Origin of the sequence: Leucobacter tardus (genome assembly GCF_017583045.1) — a bacterium.
GTDB lineage: Bacteria > Actinomycetota > Actinomycetes > Actinomycetales > Microbacteriaceae > Leucobacter > Leucobacter tardus.
The window spans coordinates 805,240-826,153 of record NZ_JAGFBF010000005.1; the positions used below are offsets into that span (position 1 = coordinate 805,240).

Below are 20,914 nucleotides of genomic sequence, written 5' to 3' on the forward strand. Positions count from 1 at the left end.
TTCAGGCCGCCAGGAACGGTTCGAGCTTCGCAAGCATCTCGGCGGACACGAAGGCGCTCACTCGAGTGCCGCCCTCCTCGTAGTCCGTCTCGAGCACCCGGTTGCGCTCGTGAAGCTCTGCGACGAGCTCACCGCGCTCGTACGGGATCACCGCTGTCACGAGCGTGTCGGGCACCGGGAGCGCAGCGAACAGGCGCTGCCGCAGCTCGGCGAGCCCCTCGCCGGTGCGCGCAGACACGAAGACGCCGTCCGGGACGAGCCCGTGCAGCACCATCCGCGTCGACTCGTCGACGAGATCCGCCTTGTTGAAGACGACGAGCTCGGGAATCGCCTGCCCCTCGACCTCGGCGATCACGTCGCGCACCGTGCGCAGCTGGGCCTCCGGATCGGGATGCGACCCGTCGACGACGTGCAGGATCAGGTCGGCATCGGCGACCTCCTCGAACGTCGATCGGAAGGCTTCGACCAGCTGGTGAGGCAGGTTGCGCACGAACCCGACCGTGTCGGCGTAGGTGAACTGCCTGCCGTCGTCGGTCTCCGCGTGACGCACGGCGGTGTCGAGGGTGGCGAAGAGCTGGTTCTGCACCAGCTCCTGCACTCCGGTGAGTCGGTTGACCAGCGACGACTTGCCCGCGTTCGTGTAGCCGGCGATCGCCACCGATGGCACCTCGCCGCGCTTGCGGTTCGCACGGTTGGCGGCGCGCGACGGCGCGAAGCCGGCGATCTGCTTGCGCAGCTTCGCCATCCGGGAGTGGATCCTGCGGCGATCCAACTCGATCTTGGTCTCGCCAGGGCCTCTCGAGCCCATGCCTGCACCGGCCGAACCCACCTGGCCACCGGCCTGACGCGACATCGACTCGCCCCAACCGCGGAGTCGGGGCAGCAGGTACTCGAGCTGCGCCAGCTCGACCTGGGCTTTGCCCTCTCGGCTCTTGGCGTGCTGACTGAAGATATCCAGGATCACCGCGGTACGATCGATCACCTTCACCTTCACCACGTCCTCGAGGGCACGACGCTGACTCGGCGCGAGTTCGGTGTCGGCGATGACCGTGTCCGCACCCTCCGCGGCGACGAGTTCGGCGAGCTCCTGCGCCTTGCCCTTGCCGAGATAGGTCGCCGGATCGGGATTCGCCCGTCGCTGGAGCAGCCCGTCGATCACCCGGGCACCGGCCGTCTCGGCCAGCGCGGCGAGTTCGCGCAACGAGTTCTCGGCGTCTTCGACGCTGCCCTGTGAGTACACGCCGATCAGCACGACGTTCTCGAGTCGCAGCTCACGATTCTCCACCTCGGAGACGTCTTCGAGCTCCGTCGAGAGGCTGGGCACGCGGCGCATCGACGCCCGCTGCTCGCGCTCCATGCGGATCGCATCGAGATCCTCGGCCAAGTGATCGTGCTCGGCGTCGCCGAGCGCCTGGGCGCCCTCGCTCCAGTCGCGGATCACGGTGGCGTCCCGTCGCTGGGAGGCTCGCGCGAGGATCCGCTCGATCGGGTCGTCGGCAGGGTGCTGATCTTCTGGTGTGCTCATCTGGCATCAGTCTAAGCGCCGATCGGCCGCGCGTGTCGATCGTTCGCCCACAGCGCAGGGTCTCGGCGGTCCGTCCGGGCCTGGGATACTGGGACGGTGAGCGACGAGACCCAGCACTACTTCTCCGCGACCCCGACCGGCGATTTCCGTCCTCGGGAGGTGCACGTGGAACTCGCCGGAGCCGAGCGCGCCGTGGTCACCGCGGGAGGCGTCTTCAGCCCCGACGGCGTCGACCGCGGCACCGAGGTCCTGCTCCGGTGGGTGGATGAGCTCCCGGCACCGGGTTCGGGAACGGGTTCGGCGATCCTGGACATCGGGTGCGGCTGGGGGCCCATCGCGCTGAGCGCGGCCCTCACGCATCCGGACCGCGAGGTCTGGGCGGTCGACGTCAACGAGCGGTCTCGAGAACTCTGCGCGCAGAACGCCGCACGGCTCGGACTCACGAACGTGCGCGTGTGCGCTCCCGAGTCCGTGCCGGATGATCTCGACTTCTCCGACATCCGATCCAACCCGCCGATTCGCGTCGGCAAAGCGGCACTCCACGACATTCTGCGGCAGTGGCTCCCGCGCCTGACGAGCGGCGGGACCGCCTCGCTCGTGGTCGCGAAGCACCTCGGCGCCGAATCGCTCACCACGTGGATCGCGCGCGAATTCTCAGCGCTCACCGTGCAGCGCGCGCACCGGGACCGCGGGTTCCACGTGATCCGCGTCGATCGCCCCTAGCGCTGCGTCGCGTCGCCGAGTCCCTGCGGCAGCTCGACGGCCCCCCGATAGACGAGGTCCGCGGGACCCGAGAGCGACACGTGCTCCACATCGCCGACCGGGTACATGCTGACGAGCAGCGAGCCTCCCGGCACTTCGACGCGCCAGTCGTCGGGCATCCCCGGCCCGCCCCAGTGGCGAAAGGCGAGGGCCGCAGCGGCCGTTCCCGTGCCGCAGGAGAGCGTCTCACCGACGCCGCGCTCGTGCACCCGCATGCGCACTTCGGCGATGCCGTCCGCGACGAGCGGATCGCGCGGCACCACGAATTCGACGTTCGCACCGTTCGGCGGCACCGGATCGAGACGCGGCGCGCGTGCGAGATCGAGGGCATCCAGTTCGCCGTCGTGCGCGAGCGCGCACACGACGTGCGGGTTGCCAAGGTCGATGCCGAGGCCCGGACGGGCGACGTCGAGGCCCGGAACCGTGACCAGACGCTCCTCGTCCAGACGCCACCCCCCGAGATCCACCGTGTATTCGTGGGCATCGACCAACACGTCTTTGATACCTGCGCGCGTGCTGATCGCCACCGAGTCCCCGGACTCCACCGAGACCAGACCCTCGGCGATGAGGAAGTGGACGTAGACGCGCACACCGTTGCCGCACATCTCGGCGGGAGTGCCGTCGGCGTTCCAGTAGTCCATGAACCACTCGGCTCGATCGTCGCCCTCACGATGCGATGCAGACCGCACCGCACGGATGAACCCGTCGGCACCGACGCCGAAGTGCCGGTCGCACAAGTACCGGATCTGGTCGGGTGACACGTCGAGCCGACCATCGGGGTCGCGGACGAGCACAAAATCGTTGCCGGTGCCGTGACCCTTGGTGAACTCGAGCGCTGTCATACCTCCCAGTCTAGAGACTGCCACCCGTGCCGATGCTCAGCAGACATCGATGGCGTCCGCGGCCGGCTCGTCGAGCCAGTGGACATCAGGATATCGACGGAACCAGCTCACCTGGCGTCTCGCGTAGCGCCGAGTCAAGCGCTGCGTCTCTGCAATGGCGTCCGCTTCCGTCAACTGTCCGCGTACCTGCGCCAGCGCCTGCGCGTACCCGATCGCTCGCATCGCCGTCGGCCCGTCGGCGATGCCGTGGGCGATGAGGCCCTCCACTTCGGCGACGAGTCCCTCGGCCCACATGCGTTCGACGCGTCGATCGAGGCGTTCGACCAACACGCGGCGCTCGGCCCGTACGCCGACGATGCGGGTGTCGTCGCGCCAGAGCACCGGCGTGTCCGGCAGCGCCCCGTGGGCCGTTGCGCCGAGCTCTTGGAGCTCGAGGGCGCGCACGACTCTGCGACCGTTGCGTCCGTCGACGACCGCGGCGGCGTCGGGGTCGAGACACTGGAGTCGCGCGAACAGGCGATCGACGCCCTCCGACTCGAGTTCGGCGTCGAGTCGGGCGCGCACCGCGTGATCCCTCGGGGGAAAGCGGAAGTCGAATACCGCACTCGAGACGTACAGGCCCGATCCCCCGACGAGAATCGCGTCTGCGCCGCGCGCGAGGATCCGCTCGATCGTGTCGCGCGCGGTGGGCTGGTACCAGGCGACCGTGGCTTCTTCGGCGGGCTCCCGGACGTCGAAGAGGTGGTGCGGCACGCCGCGCCGCTCGTCGACCGGCACCTTCGCGGTGCCGATATCCATGCCCCGGTACACCTGCATGGCGTCGGCGTTCACGATCTCGGCCGAGCGCCCCATCCGGTCGAGACGCTCCGCCAGGTCGAGCGAGAGTCCTGACTTCCCGGTGCCGGTGGCGCCGACGACGGCCCACAGCTTCGGGGAGCCACCGCTCGTCATCGGACCCGCAGCGTCGGCAGACCGAGGTTCACCGCACCCGGGGCGGGTGATCCTGCCGCCGGCGCGCCGCAGCTCTCCGCCTGACGTCGGTCCCACGCGTCGCCGGCCTGCGTGCGCCTGACCCGGACCGCCGCGAGATCGTCTGCGAGCAGGAAGTGCGGGGCCGCCGCGGTGATCCGCACCGTCACCACGTCGCCGGGACGCGGGCGGGCAACACCCTCGGGCAGGGCGAAGTGCACGAGGCGATTGTCCTCCGAACGCCCGGAGAGCCGCTGCGTGGCATCGTTCTTGCGCCCCTCTCCGGCGGCGACGAGGATCTCCTGCAGTGACCCGATGAGCGCCTCGTTCTCGGCGAGCGACATGCGTTCCTGCAGCGCGGTCAGACGTTCGAAACGCTCCTGGACCACCGCTTTGGGCACCTGGTCGTCCATCGTCGCCGCCGGTGTCCCCGGCCTGATGGAGTATTGGAACGTGAACGCGCTCGAGAAGCGCGACGCCTCGACGACCCGCATCGTCTCTTGGAAGTCTTCTTCTGTCTCGCCCGGGAAGCCGACGATGATGTCGGTCGTGATCGCGGCGTGCGGAATCTGCTCGCGCACCCGGTCGAGGATCCCGAGGAATCGTCGCGAGCGGTATGAGCGACGCATCGCTTTCAGGATCGCATCGGAGCCGGACTGCAGCGGCATGTGCAGCGACGGCATCACATTGGGCGTCTCGGCCATTGCGGTGATCACGTCGTCGGTGAATGCGGCCGGGTGCGGGCTCGTGAACCGGACGCGCTCGAGACCGCGGATCTCCCCCATGGCCCTCAGCAGTTTGCCGAACGCTTGTCGATCGCCGAACTCCACTCCGTAGGTGTTCACGTTCTGACCGAGCAGGGTGACCTCGATCGCGCCGTCGTCGACGAGCGCTTGCACCTCGGCGAGGATGTCGCCGGGCCGGCGGTCCTTCTCGGTGCCCCGCAACGCGGGAACGATGCAGAACGTGCACGTGTTGTTGCAGCCGACCGAGATCGACACCCATCCACTGGAGGCAGAATCTCGCTTCGTGGGGAGGGTCGACGGAAACACCTCGAGAGACTCGAGGATTTCTACCTGCGCTTCGGCGTTGTGCCGTGCGCGTTCGAGGAGGGTGGGCAGCGCCCCCATGTTGTGGGTGCCGAAGACCACGTCCACCCAGGGCGCTTGCTCGACGATGGCCCCCTGGTCCTTCTGCGCGAGGCACCCGCCGACCGCGATCTGGAAGTCGGCGTGCTCCCGCTTCACTTTCGCGAGTTGCCCGAGGTTGCCGTACAGCTTGTTGGCGGCGTTCTCACGAACCGCGCAGGTGTTGATGACCACGACGTCCGCCTGCTCGTCGGGCCCGGCTGGCGTGTACCCGGCAGCCTCGAGCGAGCCGGACAGGCGTTCAGAATCGTGCACATTCATCTGGCAGCCCAGAGTGCGCACCGAGAAGCTCCGCGGCGACCCGTCGGCCCGTAACGCAGCGGGCGACGGGTCGATCACGGTCGGGGCAGCTGAGGTGGGACACATGGGAACGATTCTACCGTCGCGTCGTGCCCGCGAACTCACTGAAAGCGGACGCCGGAACTCGATCGTCCGCCGCCCTGCAGCGCGTCGCGAGCCGCACGCCTGGCCGGCTCGCCACCCCAACCGCGTCGGGCGAGAAACCCGAGCAGACGCCGTTCGGCGGTCTGCGGGTCGAGTCCCGTGAGTCGCCGAGCACGATCCTCGGCAGCGGCGCGCAACAACTGGTCTTCTTCGTGCTCGTCGAGGTCGGCGAGGGCCGACTCGATCGCGCTCTCGTCGAAGTGCCGCTCTTGCAGTTTGCGTCGAATCTGACCGCGGCTCGCTCCCTTCGCATCTCGCAGCTTCTCGGTGACGATTCTGGCGAGCCCGACATCGTCGAGGTACAGGTTCTCGCGAAACTCGTCGATCACCCCGCTGACCTCGTGCGCGTCGTGCCCGAGCCGCTCGAGATCGCGCCTGAGCTCGCCGCTCGATCGCGCCTTCCGTCCGAGGACCCGCACGGCGTCCTCGTTCGCAGTGCGCTCCGGGCCTGAGGGCTCCGGTTCCGCAGAGTCGACCTCGCCCGCGGGTGCGAGTTCGTCGCTCGGGGCATCAGGCGGCTCGGACGGGGAGATCGAATCCAGCTGCACCGGCGGCGAAGGCGTCCCCGAATCCTCAGCGGAGTGCTCATTCGATTCCGGGGCCCAGTCCCCCTGGGACTGGGCCCACTCGCGTTGCGGGAGCCTGGACCGCAGGGAGAGGACCTCGGCGAGATCGCCACGGTCTTCTCCCTGCGGACGCTGGCCGTCACCGGGTGAGGGACGGAAGCGCACGGCCATCGGTCGCTACGCTCCGAGACGCTCGTCGCGGATGGGGGCGACCTCGGCTTCGGCCTCCGTCTCGCCTCGTCCGTTGACGCCGAGCTTCGTGAGGATCTTCTCCTCGATCTCGGCGGCGATGTCGGCGTGCTCCACCAGGAAGCGACGCGCGTTCTCCATGCCCTGCCCGAGCTGATCGCCGTCATACGTGTACCAGGCGCCGCTCTTCTTCACGAGGCCCTGCTCCACACCGTAGTCGATGAGGGAGCCCTCGCGGGAGATGCCATGGCCGTACAGGATGTCGAATTCCGCCTGCTTGAAGGGCGGAGCCATCTTGTTCTTCACGACCTTCACTCGCGTGCGGTTGCCGACGGCATCCGTGCCCTCCTTCAGCGTCTGAATGCGTCGAATGTCGAGTCGGACCGACGCGTAGAACTTCAGCGCTTTGCCACCCGAGGTGGTCTCGGGGCTTCCGAAGAAGACACCGACCTTCTCACGCAGCTGGTTGATGAAGATCGCGGTCGTCTTCGTCGCGTTGAGTCCGCCGGTCATCTTGCGGAGCGCCTGCGACATCAGTCGAGCCTGGAGCCCGACGTGGCTGTCACCCATGTCGCCATCGATCTCGGCCTTCGGCACGAGCGCGGCGACCGAGTCGATGACCACCAGGTCGACGGACCCCGAACGGATCAGCATGTCCGCGATCTCGAGCGCCTGCTCACCGGTGTCGGGTTGGGAGACGAGCAGCGCATCGATGTCGACGCCGAGCTTCTGGGCGTACTCGGGATCGAGCGCATGCTCCGCGTCGATGAACGCCGCGATGCCGCCGTTGCGCTGCGCGTTCGCGATGGCGTGCAATGTCAGCGTCGTCTTGCCCGAGGATTCGGGGCCGTAGATCTCAACGATGCGCCCACGCGGAAGACCGCCGATGCCGAGGGCGACGTCGAGCCCGACCGAACCGGTCTGGATGACCTCGACCGCCTCGCGCTCCTGACTTCCGAGACGCATGATCGCGCCCTTGCCGAACTGCTTATCGATGTTCGCGAGTGCTGCGTCGAGCGCCTTCTCGCGATCTTTCGGTGCTGCCATGATCTCTCCTCGAATTCAGCGGATCTCTCCGCGCTCTGCCGCCTACCGGCTGTCGGCCCGCAGACGTTCGCGGTCACCGACAAGGCGTAAATGGGGTGTTCGAGAAGAACCCTAGGCCGCACCTCTGACATGGGAGCCGGATGCCGCGGAACTGGGGATCACTCGTCGACCACCTCACCTGTGAACGAGAATAGCAAAGTTCGAACACACCTTCGGGATATGTGTTCACTCGGGGCGCGTGTCGCGACTCACGACGCACCCCTCACGCACGCATGACAGCGCCCCGGAGGCACTCCCCCGGGGCGCTGCACCCGTCTACTCGCTCGGCTCGCGCAGGCCGCGACCGTGACGCCGCTCGAGTGGAACCTGCAGATCCTCGCAGATCGCCGACCAGACCGCCCGCGCCGGAACACCGCTGTCGAGTGCGTCCGCAGCGGTTCCTCCGAGCGCGGCGAGCCAGTGATCCCTGATCAGCACACCCGAGTACGCATGCCCGAATTCCTCAGACATCGCGCGCTGGAACTCGCTCAGGCGCACGAGCTCATTACGGAACCAGCTCGGGTGCGAAGTCGGTGACGAGGTCGTCGGGGATCGTGTCGGGAACCCGATCGCCCAGACGCACATTCACACCCTCGGCCACCGAGTAGCGTTCGCTGACTTCTCCGAGGATCACCGACAGCGGCGTATCCAGCGCCTCGGCGACAGCGGCGAGGATCTCACTCGACGCCTCCTTCTGCCCGCGCTCGACCTCGCTCAGATATCCGAGGGCCACACTGGCCTCACCGGCGACCTGCCTCAGCGTTCGGCCCTTCTGCAGGCGGAAGTCGCGGAGCACGTCACCGATCTCCTGACGAAACAGCACCATGTGCACCCTCCTTCTGACTTCCACGATGATCCATCGTGGTCCCACTCTACCCGGGCACTTGTCACGTCGCCACGGCGGCGCCGGTTCATTACCGGCATCACAGGGAACAACTCAGAGACTACCGAGACTATTCCTGAGTCTTCCCTGAACTTGAGCGACGGTCACTCAAGTTCGTGGAATTCGCCCTGCAGTGCACACTCAGCCAGCCGCACCGCCTGGCCCACTGCGGCTGCGCGGATGTCTTCGCGGGACCCGCTCAGGTGCGATGCGGGGACGGCCCACACGCGTGCACCAGATTTGGCATCTGGATCCGCGATGCTCACCCCGATCCACACGGTACCCGGCGCCTGACCGCTCTGGGGGTCGGGGTCGGGGCCCGCGACGCCGGTAGTCGCGATCCCGAGCAGCGTCGCCGGTTCCGCACCGCCGCCCCCAGCCTCATCGATCCTGGGCACGGCGCACACTCGCCGCACGCCCGACGCCATCTGACGCGCCACCTCGGGGTCGACCGGGCCGACCCGCCGCAGCAGCGCGTCGTCCACACCGAGCAACCGGTGCTTCAGGTCCGTGTCGTAGGCGACGATCCCGCCGGAGAACGCCATCGACGCTCCGGGAACCGACACGATCGCATCGGCGAGACGGCCGCCGGTGAGCGATTCGGCTACCGCGATCCGGCCGCCGCGCGCCCGGGCCAACTGCACGAGACGGGTGGCCTGCATCGGCGGCACCTACCGGCGCGCCGTGCGCACGGCGTTGATCACGTAATCGATTCCGCTCGCGATCGTCAGCGCCACGGCGATGGACATCGTGACGACGTTCACCACGGTGAACCACTCGCCGAGCACCTGCGGGAGGGGCAGCAGTGCGAGCGTGATCGCCACCGACTGCGCCACCGTTTTCAGCTTGCCCATCCACGCTGCGGCGACAACGATGCTGCGTGCTTCGAAGAGTCGATGCACCGTCACCCCGAGTTCGCGGACGAGGACGACGATCGTCACCCACCAGGGCAGTTCCGCGAGGATGGAGAGTCCGACCAACGCCGCACCCGTCAAGAACTTATCGGCGATCGGGTCGAGCAGCTTTCCGAGGTCGGTCACCAGGTTCCGCGAACGCGCCAGGTACCCGTCCCAGGCATCGGTGGCGATCGCGATCACGAAGAACGCTGCCGCGGCCCACCGCAGCGCGCCCATGTCGCCGCCGTCGGCCAAGAGCATCCACACGAAGAACGGCGTCGCGACGATGCGCGCCGCAGTGATGATATTCGGCGCGTTCCAGTTGCTCGAGCGCGCGGGAGTCTGCGGGTCAGTCACGTCCGGTCAGCCCCCATGCATCCTCATCCGAGTCGGCCTCGACCTCTTCAAGACCAGCGCGCTCGCGCGCCATCGGGTCGTCGTACCGATCATCGCGGTCCATCGTCGGCCCGCGCGTCTCTGCCGGCGACAACACCTCGGTCACCGCCTCGCCGTCGGCGCCCGACGACCCTGTCCCGCTCGCGGGGAACGCAGCGGTCGGCGGCACCTGCGCGAGGGTCGTCTGCGGCGGTTGCGCGGCCGGCGCAGGAACCGGAGGCGCCGCCTGCGGCTCCGGTCCGCCTCCCGTGATCCGCGCGAGCACCTCTGGCAGCTGCTCGGGCGCCACGAGCACATCACGCGCCTTCGACCCCTCGGAGGGACCGACGATACCGCGCGACTCCATGAGGTCCATGAGTCGCCCGGCCTTGGCGAATCCCACACGCAGCTTGCGCTGCAGCATGGAGGTCGAACCGAACTGCGAGGTAACGACCTGGTCGATCGCCGCGAGCAGATCTTCGAGGTCGTCGCCGATGTCGGCGTCGATCTCTTTCTTCTCGGCAGCTTGAGCGACGTCTGCGCGGTACTCGGGCATGGCCTGAGACTTGACGTGCTCGACGACGCGATGAATCTCGGTTTCCGGAACCCAGGCGCCCTGCACGCGCATCGGCGTCGAATCGCCGTTCACGAGCAGCAGGCCGTCACCCTGACCGATCAGGCGCTCGGCACCGACTTCGTCGAGGATCACCTTGGAGTCCGTGCCCGACGCGACCGCGAACGCGTACCGGCTCGGCACATTCGACTTGATCACGCCGGTGACCACGTTCACCGAGGGCCGCTGGGTCGCGAGCACCAGGTGGATACCGGCGGCACGGGCCAACTGCGTGATGCGCTGGATGGAGTCCTCGACGTCTCGGGGGGCCACGAGCATCAAATCGGCGAGCTCGTCGATGACCACGAGCAGGTACGGGTACGGCTTCAGGGTGCGCTGACTGCCTTCCGGCAGCACGATCGAACCCGACCGGACGGCCTCATTGAAGTCGTCGATGTGACGGAACCCGAAGCTCGCGAGATCGTCGTAGCGCATGTCCATCTCTTTCACGACCCACTGCAGCGCTTCGGCGGCCTTCTTGGGGTTCGTGATGATGGGCGTGATCAGGTGCGGCACGCCCTGGTAGATGGTGAGCTCGACGCGCTTCGGGTCGATGAGCACCATGCGCACCTCTGCGGGCGTCGCGCGCATGAGCACACTCGTGATCATCGAGTTGATGAAGCTGGACTTTCCGGAGCCGGTGGCACCGGCGACCAACAGGTGGGGCATCTTCGTCAGGTTCGCGACGACGAACCCGCCTTTGACATCCTTGCCGACGCCGATCGTCATCGGATGCGCGCTGCGCTGCGCCTTGGCCGAGCGCAGGACATCACCGAGCGCCACGTTCTCGCGATCCTTGTTCGGGATCTCGATACCGATCGCCTTCCTGCCAGGGATCGGTGACAGGATGCGGATCTCGTTCGACGCCACCGCGTACGCGAGGTTCTTGGAGAGCTGCGTCACCTTCTCGACCTTCACCCCGGGGCCGAGCTCGACCTCGTACTGGGTGACCGTCGGGCCTCGCGAGAATCCCGTCACCGATGCGTCGACCTTGAACTGCGCGAGCACCTCGGTGATCGCTTCCATGATCTCGTCGTTCGCGCGCGTGTGCGCCTTGCCCGGCTCGCCCGCGGACAGTTCGTACTCGTCGGGCAGCTGATAGTCGACCGGTGCCGCCGGCTCGTGCGCGGGAGCCACCGCGAACGACCGATCGGTCGGAGCGAGCGGGTGCTCGGGCGGGGTCTCGGGGATGCCCTCGGGTTGCTCGAGCGAGTCGTCGCCCAGACCCGACGCGGGTCGAGCCGCACGCCCGGCGACTGCGGCTTCCGCCTGCTCCATGTCGCCGAAGAGATCGTCGGGGAAGACATTCGTCTGCGGATCTTCGAGGGCACTGTCGAACGCGCCCTCGGACGCGGCGGTCGGAGCTTCGGCACCCGGCAGCACGCGATCGACGTCGTCCGAGCCTTGGTCCGCGTAGTCGGGATCCTCTTCGCGACCCGACGCATTACGGCGCCACCAGGGCAGCTGGCCCGGTTCGACCGGCTCGTCCTCGAGATCGAAGAGCGTCTCATCGCTCTTCCGCTTCGCGCGCTTCGACTTCGGCGTCGCTGCGGACGTCTCCGGCGTCGTGCCGCGATCCGCCTCTTCGTCCTCGACGGCGCCGAAGAGGAACGCGTATGCCTCGCGGAGACGACGCGCGATGCGGCCGGGCGGAGTCTTGGTCACGATGAGCAGCGCCAGAGCGAGGAGCAACGAGAGCACGGGGGTCGCAACCCAGACCGTGAGCGCGACGAGCGGCGCCCCGACGAGCCACCCCAGCAGACCCCCGGCAGCAGCGAGCGTCTCCATACCGTCCGCCGGCTGCGGCGTTCCGCCGTAGACATGGCACAAGCCCGAAATGCTCAGCATCGCGAGGAACAAGCCGATCGCGATACGACGGTTGTCGCTAACGCTCGACGGGTTGTTGAAGAGCCAGAACGCGAAGCCGATCATGATGATGGGCAGTCCGAAGGCGAGGCGACCGAAGAGCGCACCGAAGGTCCACGCATCGAGCTGCACCGCGATCGGCTGACCGATGAGGAACCACTCGATCACCGCACCCGCGATGGCCATGAGGGTCAGCAGCAGCGGGATTCCGTCGCGGCGATCCGCCGGATCCAACGGTTCGAGGCGAAACGCTCGAGCCGCTGCACCGACGCCGTGCCCGAGACCGAGCCAGGCGCGCGTCAGCACGCCCTCCGTCGGTTCGGGAGGTTCCGGGAGCACGCGGGTCTTCGTAGTCTTCGCCGAGGTCTTCGTCGTGGCGCGCGTCGACGACCCGGTCGCTTTCCCGGTTTTTCCGCGCGCTGAAGTCTTACTCGGCATGTCTCTACGGTACCGCCCACCCCCGACGCGGACGCAGAACGACCGCGGCGAGCCTGAAACTGCACGGGTGCAGCACGGGCTCGCCGCGGTCGTTCACACGGTTCAGAAGTACAGCCCTCGAGCCGCCATCGCCGACTCCGGCTCCACCGCCTGCGACTCGCCCCACCAGGTGGCGAAGTGCAGGTGCGGTCCGGTCGAGCATCCAGTCGTGCCGACCTGTCCGATGACCTGACCGGCGCCGACGCGCTGACCCACTCCGACGTACGGGGCGGTGTTCTGGTGCGAATACCACGTATCGGGGCCGCCATCGTCGTGGCGGATGCGCACCTCGTTGCCGCCGCAGAACGTGTTCCATCCCGAGAACACCACGGTTCCCGCTCCTGCGGCTCGGATCTGGGTGCCCATCGGCGCCGCGAGGTCGATACCGTTGTGGGCACGCGCACCGCCCCACCGATCAGTGACCTGGTAGCTGCTCAGAGGAAGCACCCAGCCGCCGGAGCTGCTGCCGCCGCCGCCGCCGCCACCACCGCCGCCGGTGCCACCACCGCCGCCGCCACCGCCACCGGCGGGCGGAGGCACGACGCCACCACCACCACCGCCGCCACCGCTGTTCGCGAGACGCTGGCGCTCGAGCTCGGCCTGACGAGCGAGTTCCGCCTGCTGACGAGCGATCTCCGCAGCGATGCGCTGACGCTCCTCCTCTTCTTTCTGCAGGCGCTCCTCGTACCCGTCGACCGTCTTGGTCGTCTTGTCCTTCAGCGCTTCGAGCTGGGTCTGCAACGTCTTCTGCTGCGCCTCCTGCTCGACCAGTTCGACGCGCGACTCCTCGGCCTCTGCGGCCGCGACGGCGCTCTTCTCCTGCGCCACCGCACTCAGACGGTCGCGCTCGGCCTGCGCGTCCTCAGCCTGCTTGCCGAGTGAGGCCGCGGTATTCATCGTCCGCTCGGCCTCGTCGGCGACGGACGTGTTGCGCTCCGTCGCCTTCGACATCGAGGCGAGGCGCTCGAGCAGCTGGTCGGCCGTCGAGTCGTCGGTCTCGAGGAAGAGCTCGACGTTGCGGTCGATGCCGCCGGAGCGATACATCTGCGAAACGAGCGATGCCGCCTGCTCGGCGGCCTCGTCAGCCTCGACCCGGCTCTTCTCGGCCTCTTCGGCCAGCGAGTCCGCGCGGTCCGCCGCCTTCAGGGCATCCTGGGCCGCACCCTCCGCGACCTCCTGGGCATCTGCTGCGGCATTACGCGTCTTCTCGACCTGCACCTCGAGATCTTCGAGCAGACTCTCGATCTCGGTGACCTTCTTCGCGGCCGACGCTTCGTTGCTCTTGGCCTTCTGCACGTCGTCCCAGGTGGGCAGATCGAGATCCAGCGCCTGTGCCGGCTGCGCATCCTGCACCTGGAGTCCGGTGAACCCGAACGCGGCCACGGCGAACACCGCGACCACTCCGATCCCACGCCTCACGGCACCTCCGCGCCGACGAGCGGCTTTCGTGGCAGACATGCGCCTCCTCAGCGATTCAGTTCTTCCCCGCGGGCCCCCGAAGCCCGCACATACCTTTGACACGATAGCAGGCTGGACGCTTGCTGAACAGTTCTGATCTGAATTCATCCGCGGGCACGGTTAGACTCGTCCACGTTCTCTCCCCCGCCCCGTCACCCGCTTGGAGCCGCCCGCATGACCGGACTCGAGTCGTCGCCGACGCACCCGACGAGGAGTCGTCGCTGATGGCGGGTAGCGTGAGCCGTGCGGGCCTCTGGATCGCATCAGGCACGCTCACGTCCCGAGTGCTTGGTCTCGTCCGAGCGATGGTGCTGGCGTACGCGATCGGCTCGATCGGCTTCGGCGCGAACGCGTTCGCGAACGCCGGCAAGGTGCCGAATACCGTGTACACCCTCATTGCGACGGGGGCGTTGACCGCGGTGCTCGTGCCGCAGATCACCAAGGCCGCGCTCGCGTCTGACGGAGGCGCCCGGTACATCAACAAGCTGATCACCCTCGCTCTCGTCGGCTCGGGCGCCATCATGGTGGTCGCCGGAGTGCTCACTCCCCCGCTCATCGCCTGGCTCGGCTCGAGTTGGGACGCCGATCAGGTGCAGCTCGCGACGGTCTTCGCCTTCTGGCTGCTCCCGCAGATCCTCTTCTACTCGCTCTACACGGTGCTCGGCGAGGTCTTGAACGCGCGCAGCCTCTTCGGACCCTACGCCTGGTCCCCCGTCCTGAACAACGTGCTCAACATCGTCGGCCTCATCGGCTTCGTGGTGCTCTTCGGCGCCGACCCGGACGGTCTCGCCGGTGCCGGGCGATGGGACCTGCTGGGCATCGCCCTCGTCGCCGGATCCGCGACACTCGGGGTCGCTTCGCAAGCACTCATCCTCTTCGCGTTCTGGCGACGCGCCGGACTCACCTTCCGGATCGACTTCGGCTTCCGCGGCATCGGTCTCGGCACGATGGGCAAGGTCGCGGGATGGACCTTCCTGACCGTGCTCCTCACTCAGGCAGTCGGGCTCTTCAACACCCGCGTCATGAATCTCGCCGGATCCGGCGAGGCCGGCCTCGCCGCGGCCGAACTCGCCGGTCTGATCTTCGTACTGCCGCACTCGATCATCACGATCTCACTCGTCACGGCGCGCTTCACCCGGATGAGCGAGAACGTGCACGCGGAGAACTTCTCCGCGTTCACCTCAGACATCACGAGTTCGGCTCGGCTCGTCGGATTCTCGATGACGTTCTTCACCGCGACGATGCTCGTGCTCGCGCTGCCGCTCATCCGACTCATCCAACCGGGCGCGACGTACGGCGTCGTCAGCACGGTGTCCGTCGTCCTCATCGCGAACCTGATCGGCCTGATCCCGTTCAGCCTGCTCTTCGTGCTGAACCGCGGATTCTTCGCGCTCAGTGACACCCGAACGCCGTTCTTCATCGCGGTCGGTCAGTCGATGCTCACGATCGTGGCCGCGATCTTCTGCACGACCCTCCCGACCGAGATGATCACCGCCACCCTGACCGGTGTGATCTCGGCGCTCTTCGCGCTGCAGATGGCCGCGACCTTCATCCTGCTGAGGCGCCGGGTCGGGATCCTCGGCGGACGAGGCATCCTCGGAGGGATCGTGCAGAACGTCATCTCGGCGATCGTGGCCGCGCTGGCCGGCTGGGGCGTGCTCACCCTGCTCGGCGGCATCGGCCCGAACGCTCTGGCCATGCGGAGCTTCGGCGGTGCATTCCTCGTCTGCGCGATCGTCACGATCGCCATGGCCGCGGTCTACGGCGCGGTGCTGCTGCTCATGCGCAACCGCGAGGCGGTCTCGATTCTCGGTCGCCTGCGCGGCATGCTCCCCGGGGGGCGCTGAACCGTATCGGACCGGACCGGAACACGCTCGCTCCACGCACTACACTGGGTCATCGTCACCGAACGAGAGGGGTCTCCCGCACATGAGCAGTCTGCAGGCTCGCGCCGCCACGGCCGACGAACGGCGCAGGTGGGACGAGCTCGTCGCTGCCAACCCCGCCGGCGGCGACTTCGTGCTCGCCGAGGCGTTCGCCGACACGAAGGCAGCGGTCGGGTGGACCCCGCGGCACGTCGTCTTCACCCGTGACGAGCGGATCGTCTCCGTCGCGCTCGTGCTCGAGCGGCGCATCGCGACCGTGGGCACCTACTGGTACCTCCCGCACGGTCCGGCAGTGACGTCGCCCGAGGAGACGCACGCGCACGCCGCGGCACTGACCACGTTCGCGCGAGCGGGAGCGCGGCGGGTCTTCGCGATCACGATCGAGCCCCCGATCGAGCACTCATCCGAGCACCGGGATGCCCTCGCGCGCGGTCCGTACTCACTCGCACCGATGGACGCGCGCTGGCGTGAGGGCCTGCAGGGCAATACGAGCACGGCCATCGTCGACATCGACCGCGACGACGACGCGCTCATGGCGAGCTTCCACAAGAAGTGCCGCAACATGATCCGGAGGGCCGAGCGCGACGGGATCCGCGTCGTCGAGATGCCGGCGACACCAGACACTTTCACGCACATGCACCGGCTCATGCGTCTCGTCGGCGGCGGCAACAAGCAAGATCTGAACCTGCGCTCCGAGGACTACGCCGAACGGTTCTGGCGCGGCTTCTCGTCGCGCGGTCAGGGATCGTTCGCGGCGATCGAGGTCGATGGCACCCCCGCGGTCATGGCGTACACGATCCGCATCGGCGACCGCGCCTTCTACAAGGACGGTGGATCCGAGCGCCCCAGGGTGACCCCGGGAATGTCCAATCTGATGCAGTGGCATCTGATGCGGCAGGCCCGCGACGCGGGTGCGAAGACCTACGACATGCTCGGGGTGCCGCCGAAGGATCGGCTCGACGATCCCGACCACCCGAACCACTCGCTCGCCCCCTTCAAGCTCTCCTTCGCTCGCGAGGTGACCGAGTACATCGGAGCGTACGACCTCGTGCTGCGTCCGTCCGCGTTCCGACGCTGGCAGCGATACGGGCTTCCGATCGCGCAGCGCCTGCACCGCAGACGGTACCGCGACCTCGGACTCTTCTAGCACTGCCGCGTCCGCACACCGCACCCGCATCGAGAGGCGACGACAGAATATGGGACATTTCCTCCAGAGCCAGGCCTGGGCTCGGTTGCAACGAGACCTCGGACGAACCGTCGTGGCGCTCGACGGCGACGGCTGGAGCGCGCAGGCGATCCTGGAGCGCGGCAAACTGAATTCGCGTCTGTACGCGCCGTACGGCCCCCAGCTCGACCGGGCTGACGCGCTGCCCGCGGCGCTATCGGCTCTGCGGAGCGAGGCTCAGCGACTCGGTGCCGCTTTCGTGCGCGTCGAACCGATGCTCCGCGATATCCCCGAGGGTGCGCAGCCGGCACTCGCTCCCGCGACACTCGAGGCCTCCGGGCTCCGGCGTGTCGCGCGCGTGCAGCCCGAGTACACCCAACGCGTGCGACTCGACCGTCCGTTCGATGACGTGCTCGGCGAGATGCGGAAGACGAACCGCAACCTGCACCGGAACGCCGCGAAGAAGGGTCTCGCGATCCGCGCGAGCGCCGACCCGGAGGACATCGAGCACCTCTTGCGCCTGCTCCGGGACGTCTCCGACCGCACCGGCATGCACGCGCACGCCGACGAGTACCTGCGGCAGCAGGCGCGCACACTCGTCCCATCGGGCGACGCCACCATCTACCTCGTCGACCTCGAGGGCGAAGAACAGCCGATCGCGGCGTCCCTGGTCTTCGACGACGAGGAGCGCCGCTATTACGCCCACGCCGCCGCGAACACGGCGCACCGCAAGCTCTCGCCCGGCGTCGTCCTCGTGACGACCATGATGCAGCAGGCGCACGAGCAGGGTCGCCGCGAATTCGACCTCTACGGCGTCGTGCCCGCAGACGTGACCGATCACGCGTGGTCGGGCTTCAGCGACTTCAAGCGTTCATTCGGTGGCGAGCAGATCGCGTTCTCGGGCGCATGGGAGCTGCCCGTCCGTCCGTTGAGCTACGCGATCTACTCGCTCGCGCGCACGGTCGTCGGCGGGCGGGTGTAGCAGGGGTTCGCCGCGCGAGCGCACGGCGAACCCTCACTCAGTAGAAGACGTCTTTCCGCACACCGAGCGCCCAGCGCCGGGCGATCGGGTCACCCAGACGCTTCCAGATCTGCGCATACCGCGAACGCAGCGGCAGGTCGAGCACGCCGATGTAATCGGTGACCTGCTTCGAGAGGCGCAGCTTGTACTGTCCGACCCCGTGGAGCGGATGCTCCGGGTCGTCGAGGCGGTCGCTCGGCGGCGATCCAATGAGGTCGTGCACCTCGGCACCGTGCTCCCGCCCCCAGAGGATCAGCTCCCACTGCATGCGGTACATCGCTCCGTTCGGCAGCGATCCCGAGCGCGTCGACGCGCCGTCTTTGTACCCGCTGGTCGTTCCGAAGACGGTGGCGAACATGCCGGCTACCGGAACACCGTCCGCGTACCCGAGGAACAGCTGCCCCCGCCCGGCTCCGGCGAATGTGCGCCAGAAGTCTCGGTAGTAGGCGTAGGGACGGAGCTCGAAGCGCCCCTCCCCCGTCTCGGCGAGCAGGTCGTACATGATGCGGCAGTGCTCGTCGGTCGTCTCGACGCGGCGCACCTCGAACCCGAGCTTGTCCGCCTTCCGGATCTTCGTACGGGTGCTCCCCGAGAACCGCGACATCACATCGGCTTCGTCACCCGAGATGTCGAGCAGGATCGTCGATTCGTTCGGCAGTACTCGCACGGCGGGTCCGAAGCCCGCTGCACGGAACCGATCGAGCGTCCCGGGATCCTTGTCGAGGCGCGGCTCGATCTTCAGGAGGAAGACACCGTTGATCCGCGCGAATTCGCCGAGCTTTCGTGCGGCCTCCAGGGTGGTCGCGACACCGTCTGCCGTCGGGCCGCCCGGGACGTACCAGAGGCGGCCGAGGACCGGGATCGTCTTCTCCAGCACCAGTGTGGGCGGGAAGTCGGGCCCGACGACGTAGAGCGGACGGTACCGCTGGAAGCGTTTGACCTGACCGTACTCCCGGCTCTGCCAGACCTCTCCTCCGCCAGGCAGCTGCTCGACGCTCTCATTCCAGTGCGCGATCTCGTCCGCGCTCGCGAAACGCAACCGGGGCACGTTACACCACCACGACCACGGGAACGATCATCGCCTTCCGCCGCAGTTTGGTGCCGACCCAGCGGCCGATGGTGCGTCGCGTGATCTGCTGCAACTGCTTCGCATCGTGCACGCCCTCGCTCATCGCAGTCTCGAGCGCATCCGCGATCTTGGGCGTGATCGAGTCGAAGACGCGCGCCTCCTCTGCCACACCCTTGGTGTGGATATCGGGGCCCGACACGATGTGTGCCGTGGTGGGCTCGACAACGGTGACCACCGAGATGAATCCCTCTTCCGCGAGCACGCGCCGGTCGCGGAGGTCGTCGTCGGTCACGCGGCCGACGCTCTTGCCGTCGACGTAGATGAAGTCGATCTCGAGTTGACCGACGGCCCTGGCGACGCCGTCCGCGAGGTCGACGACGGTGCCGTTCTCACCGATGATCGTACGGTTCTGCGGCACGCCCGTCTCGATCGCGACCTTCCCGTTCGCGATGAGGTGACGGTACTCGCCGTGGATCGGCATGACGTTCTTCGGACGCACGATGTTGTAGCAGTACATGAGCTCGCCCGCGGACGCGTGTCCGGAGACGTGCACCTTCGCGTTGCCCTTGTGCACCACATTGGCACCGAGCTTCATGAGCCCATTGATGATGCGGAACACCGAGTTCTCGTTTCCGGGGATGAGGCTCGACGCGAGGATGACGGTGTCGCCCTCACCGATCTCGACCTGGTGCTCCTGATTCATCATGCGGCTGAGCACGGCCATCGGCTCGCCCTGCGAACCCGTGGACATGTACACGATGCGGTGGTCGGGAATGTCGCCGCTCTTCTTGAGATCGACCAGCACACCCTCGGGCACATTCAGGTAACCGAGGTCGGAGGCGATCTTCATGTTGCGCACCATCGAGCGCCCGAGCAGCACGACGCGGCGACCCGCTTGGACCGCGGCGTCGAGCACCTGCTGCACGCGGTGCACATGGCTCGAGAAACTGGCGACGACGACCTTGCCCGAGGCCTTCTCGATGACCTGCTCGAGCACTGGCCCGATGTGCTTCTCGAGCGGTGTGAAGCCCGGCACCTCGGCGTTCGTGGAGTCAGTCATGAAGAGGTCGACGCCCTCTTCACCGAGGCGGGCGAACGCGCGAAGATCGGTGATGCGCCCGTCGAGCGGCAGCTGATCCATTTTGAAGTCGCCGGTTGCGAGCACGCTGCCGGCCGCCGTGCGGATCATGACCGCGAGCGCATCGGGGATCGAGTGGTTCACCGCGACGAATTCTAGGTCGAACGGCCCCCGTGACAGGCGTTCATCCTCGGCGACCACCTGGGTGACCGGCTTGATGCGGTGCTCCTTCAGCTTCGCCTCGACGAGTGCGAGCGTGAGCTTCGAGCCGATCAGCGGGATGTTCTCGCGTCGCTTCAGCAGATAGGGCACGGCGCCGATGTGGTCCTCGTGTCCGTGGGTGAGCACCACGGCGACGATGTCGCCGAGGCGATCCTCGATCTTCGAGATGTCGGGCAGGATCAGGTCGACGCCCGGTTGGTGCTCCTCGGGGAAAAGCACACCGCAGTCGACGATGAGCAACTTGCCATTGATCTCGTACACGGTCATGTTACGACCGACCTCGCCCAGCCCGCCGAGCGGGGTGATGCGCAGCGTGTCAGGCTGCGCGGCGGGAGGAGCGTAAGGGGGGTTCGGCACTGGGCCTCCTGGGTTGT

General features: G+C 67.6%; 18 protein-coding genes. 4 read left to right on the forward strand and 14 right to left on the reverse strand.

Going from position 1 to position 20,914, the window contains the following annotated elements:
* Position 1 precedes the first annotated feature (1 nt).
* Positions 2-1,525 (reverse strand): GTPase HflX, encoded by a 1,524-nt coding sequence (gene hflX, locus J4H85_RS10705; protein ID WP_208239450.1) that lies wholly within the window; start codon positions 1,523-1,525, stop codon positions 2-4.
* A 96-nt stretch (positions 1,526-1,621) separates the two neighbouring features.
* Between hflX and J4H85_RS10710 the strand changes: the two genes are divergently transcribed.
* Positions 1,622-2,248 (forward strand): class I SAM-dependent methyltransferase, encoded by a 627-nt coding sequence (locus J4H85_RS10710; protein WP_208239452.1) that lies wholly within the window; start codon positions 1,622-1,624, stop codon positions 2,246-2,248.
* Here the strand turns inward: J4H85_RS10710 and dapF are convergent.
* The 11 genes from dapF to J4H85_RS10765 all read right to left on the reverse strand — a co-directional run bounded on the left by dapF (position 2,245) and on the right by J4H85_RS10765 (position 14,099).
* Positions 2,245-3,129, reverse strand: a complete 885-nt coding sequence (gene dapF / locus J4H85_RS10715) for a diaminopimelate epimerase (RefSeq protein ID WP_208239453.1) — start codon at positions 3,127-3,129, stop codon at positions 2,245-2,247. The genes J4H85_RS10710 and dapF overlap by 4 nt on opposite strands.
* 36 nt (positions 3,130-3,165) lie before the next feature.
* Positions 3,166-4,080, reverse strand: coding sequence for a tRNA (adenosine(37)-N6)-dimethylallyltransferase MiaA (gene miaA / locus J4H85_RS10720; protein WP_208239455.1), 915 nt, complete (start codon positions 4,078-4,080; stop codon positions 3,166-3,168).
* Positions 4,077-5,612, reverse strand: coding sequence for a tRNA (N6-isopentenyl adenosine(37)-C2)-methylthiotransferase MiaB (gene miaB, locus J4H85_RS10725; protein ID WP_208239457.1), 1,536 nt, complete (start codon positions 5,610-5,612; stop codon positions 4,077-4,079). Before miaB ends, miaA begins: the two co-directional genes overlap by 4 nt.
* A 35-nt stretch (positions 5,613-5,647) precedes the next feature.
* A complete protein-coding gene (locus tag J4H85_RS10730) occupies positions 5,648-6,427 on the reverse strand; it encodes a regulatory protein RecX (protein ID WP_208239458.1) in 780 nt (259 codons plus the stop codon).
* Positions 6,428-6,433: 6 nt separating this feature from the next.
* A complete protein-coding gene (gene recA / locus J4H85_RS10735; RefSeq protein WP_208239461.1) occupies positions 6,434-7,492 on the reverse strand; it encodes a recombinase RecA in 1,059 nt (352 codons plus the stop codon).
* A gap of 315 nt (positions 7,493-7,807) precedes the next feature.
* Entirely contained in the window at positions 7,808-8,029 is a 222-nt protein-coding gene (locus tag J4H85_RS14055) for a DUF3046 domain-containing protein (RefSeq protein ID WP_307863616.1), read from the reverse strand.
* A gap of 7 nt (positions 8,030-8,036) precedes the next feature.
* Positions 8,037-8,357: a helix-turn-helix domain-containing protein gene (locus J4H85_RS10745; RefSeq protein WP_208239465.1), complete on the reverse strand. Its 321-nt coding sequence runs from the start codon at positions 8,355-8,357 to the stop codon at positions 8,037-8,039.
* 161 nt (positions 8,358-8,518) lie between these two features.
* Positions 8,519-9,076, reverse strand: coding sequence for a CinA family protein (locus J4H85_RS10750; protein ID WP_208239467.1), 558 nt, complete (start codon positions 9,074-9,076; stop codon positions 8,519-8,521).
* A gap of 9 nt (positions 9,077-9,085) precedes the next feature.
* Positions 9,086-9,667, reverse strand: coding sequence for a CDP-diacylglycerol--glycerol-3-phosphate 3-phosphatidyltransferase (pgsA, locus tag J4H85_RS10755; RefSeq protein WP_208239469.1), 582 nt, complete (start codon positions 9,665-9,667; stop codon positions 9,086-9,088).
* Complete coding sequence (locus tag J4H85_RS10760; protein WP_208239471.1) at positions 9,660-12,602, reverse strand: FtsK/SpoIIIE family DNA translocase; 2,943 nt, start codon at positions 12,600-12,602, stop codon at positions 9,660-9,662. Before J4H85_RS10760 ends, pgsA begins: the two co-directional genes overlap by 8 nt.
* Positions 12,603-12,704: 102 nt before the next feature.
* Entirely contained in the window at positions 12,705-14,099 is a 1,395-nt protein-coding gene (locus J4H85_RS10765) for a peptidoglycan DD-metalloendopeptidase family protein (RefSeq protein ID WP_208239473.1), read from the reverse strand.
* A 224-nt stretch (positions 14,100-14,323) separates the two neighbouring features.
* On the opposite strand from J4H85_RS10765, the gene murJ reads away from it, so the two are divergent.
* The 3 genes from murJ to J4H85_RS10780 all read left to right on the forward strand — a co-directional run bounded on the left by murJ (position 14,324) and on the right by J4H85_RS10780 (position 18,132).
* Positions 14,324-15,946 carry a murein biosynthesis integral membrane protein MurJ gene (gene murJ / locus J4H85_RS10770; RefSeq protein ID WP_208239475.1) on the forward strand — a complete coding sequence of 541 codons (1,623 nt, stop codon included), beginning with the start codon at positions 14,324-14,326 and terminating at the stop codon, positions 15,944-15,946.
* A gap of 82 nt (positions 15,947-16,028) precedes the next feature.
* Positions 16,029-17,132, forward strand: coding sequence for a lipid II:glycine glycyltransferase FemX (locus J4H85_RS10775; RefSeq protein WP_208239477.1), 1,104 nt, complete (start codon positions 16,029-16,031; stop codon positions 17,130-17,132).
* 49 nt (positions 17,133-17,181) lie between these two features.
* Complete coding sequence (locus J4H85_RS10780) at positions 17,182-18,132, forward strand: lipid II:glycine glycyltransferase FemX (RefSeq protein ID WP_208239479.1); 951 nt, start codon at positions 17,182-17,184, stop codon at positions 18,130-18,132.
* A 37-nt stretch (positions 18,133-18,169) separates the two neighbouring features.
* Here J4H85_RS10780 and J4H85_RS10785 read toward each other — a convergent pair whose 3' ends face one another.
* Both J4H85_RS10785 and J4H85_RS10790 read right to left on the reverse strand, forming a co-directional pair.
* Complete coding sequence (locus tag J4H85_RS10785) at positions 18,170-19,210, reverse strand: lipid II:glycine glycyltransferase FemX (RefSeq protein ID WP_208239481.1); 1,041 nt, start codon at positions 19,208-19,210, stop codon at positions 18,170-18,172.
* 10 nt (positions 19,211-19,220) lie between these two features.
* A complete protein-coding gene (locus tag J4H85_RS10790; RefSeq protein ID WP_307863620.1) occupies positions 19,221-20,897 on the reverse strand; it encodes a ribonuclease J in 1,677 nt (558 codons plus the stop codon).
* Positions 20,898-20,914 lie beyond the last annotated feature (17 nt).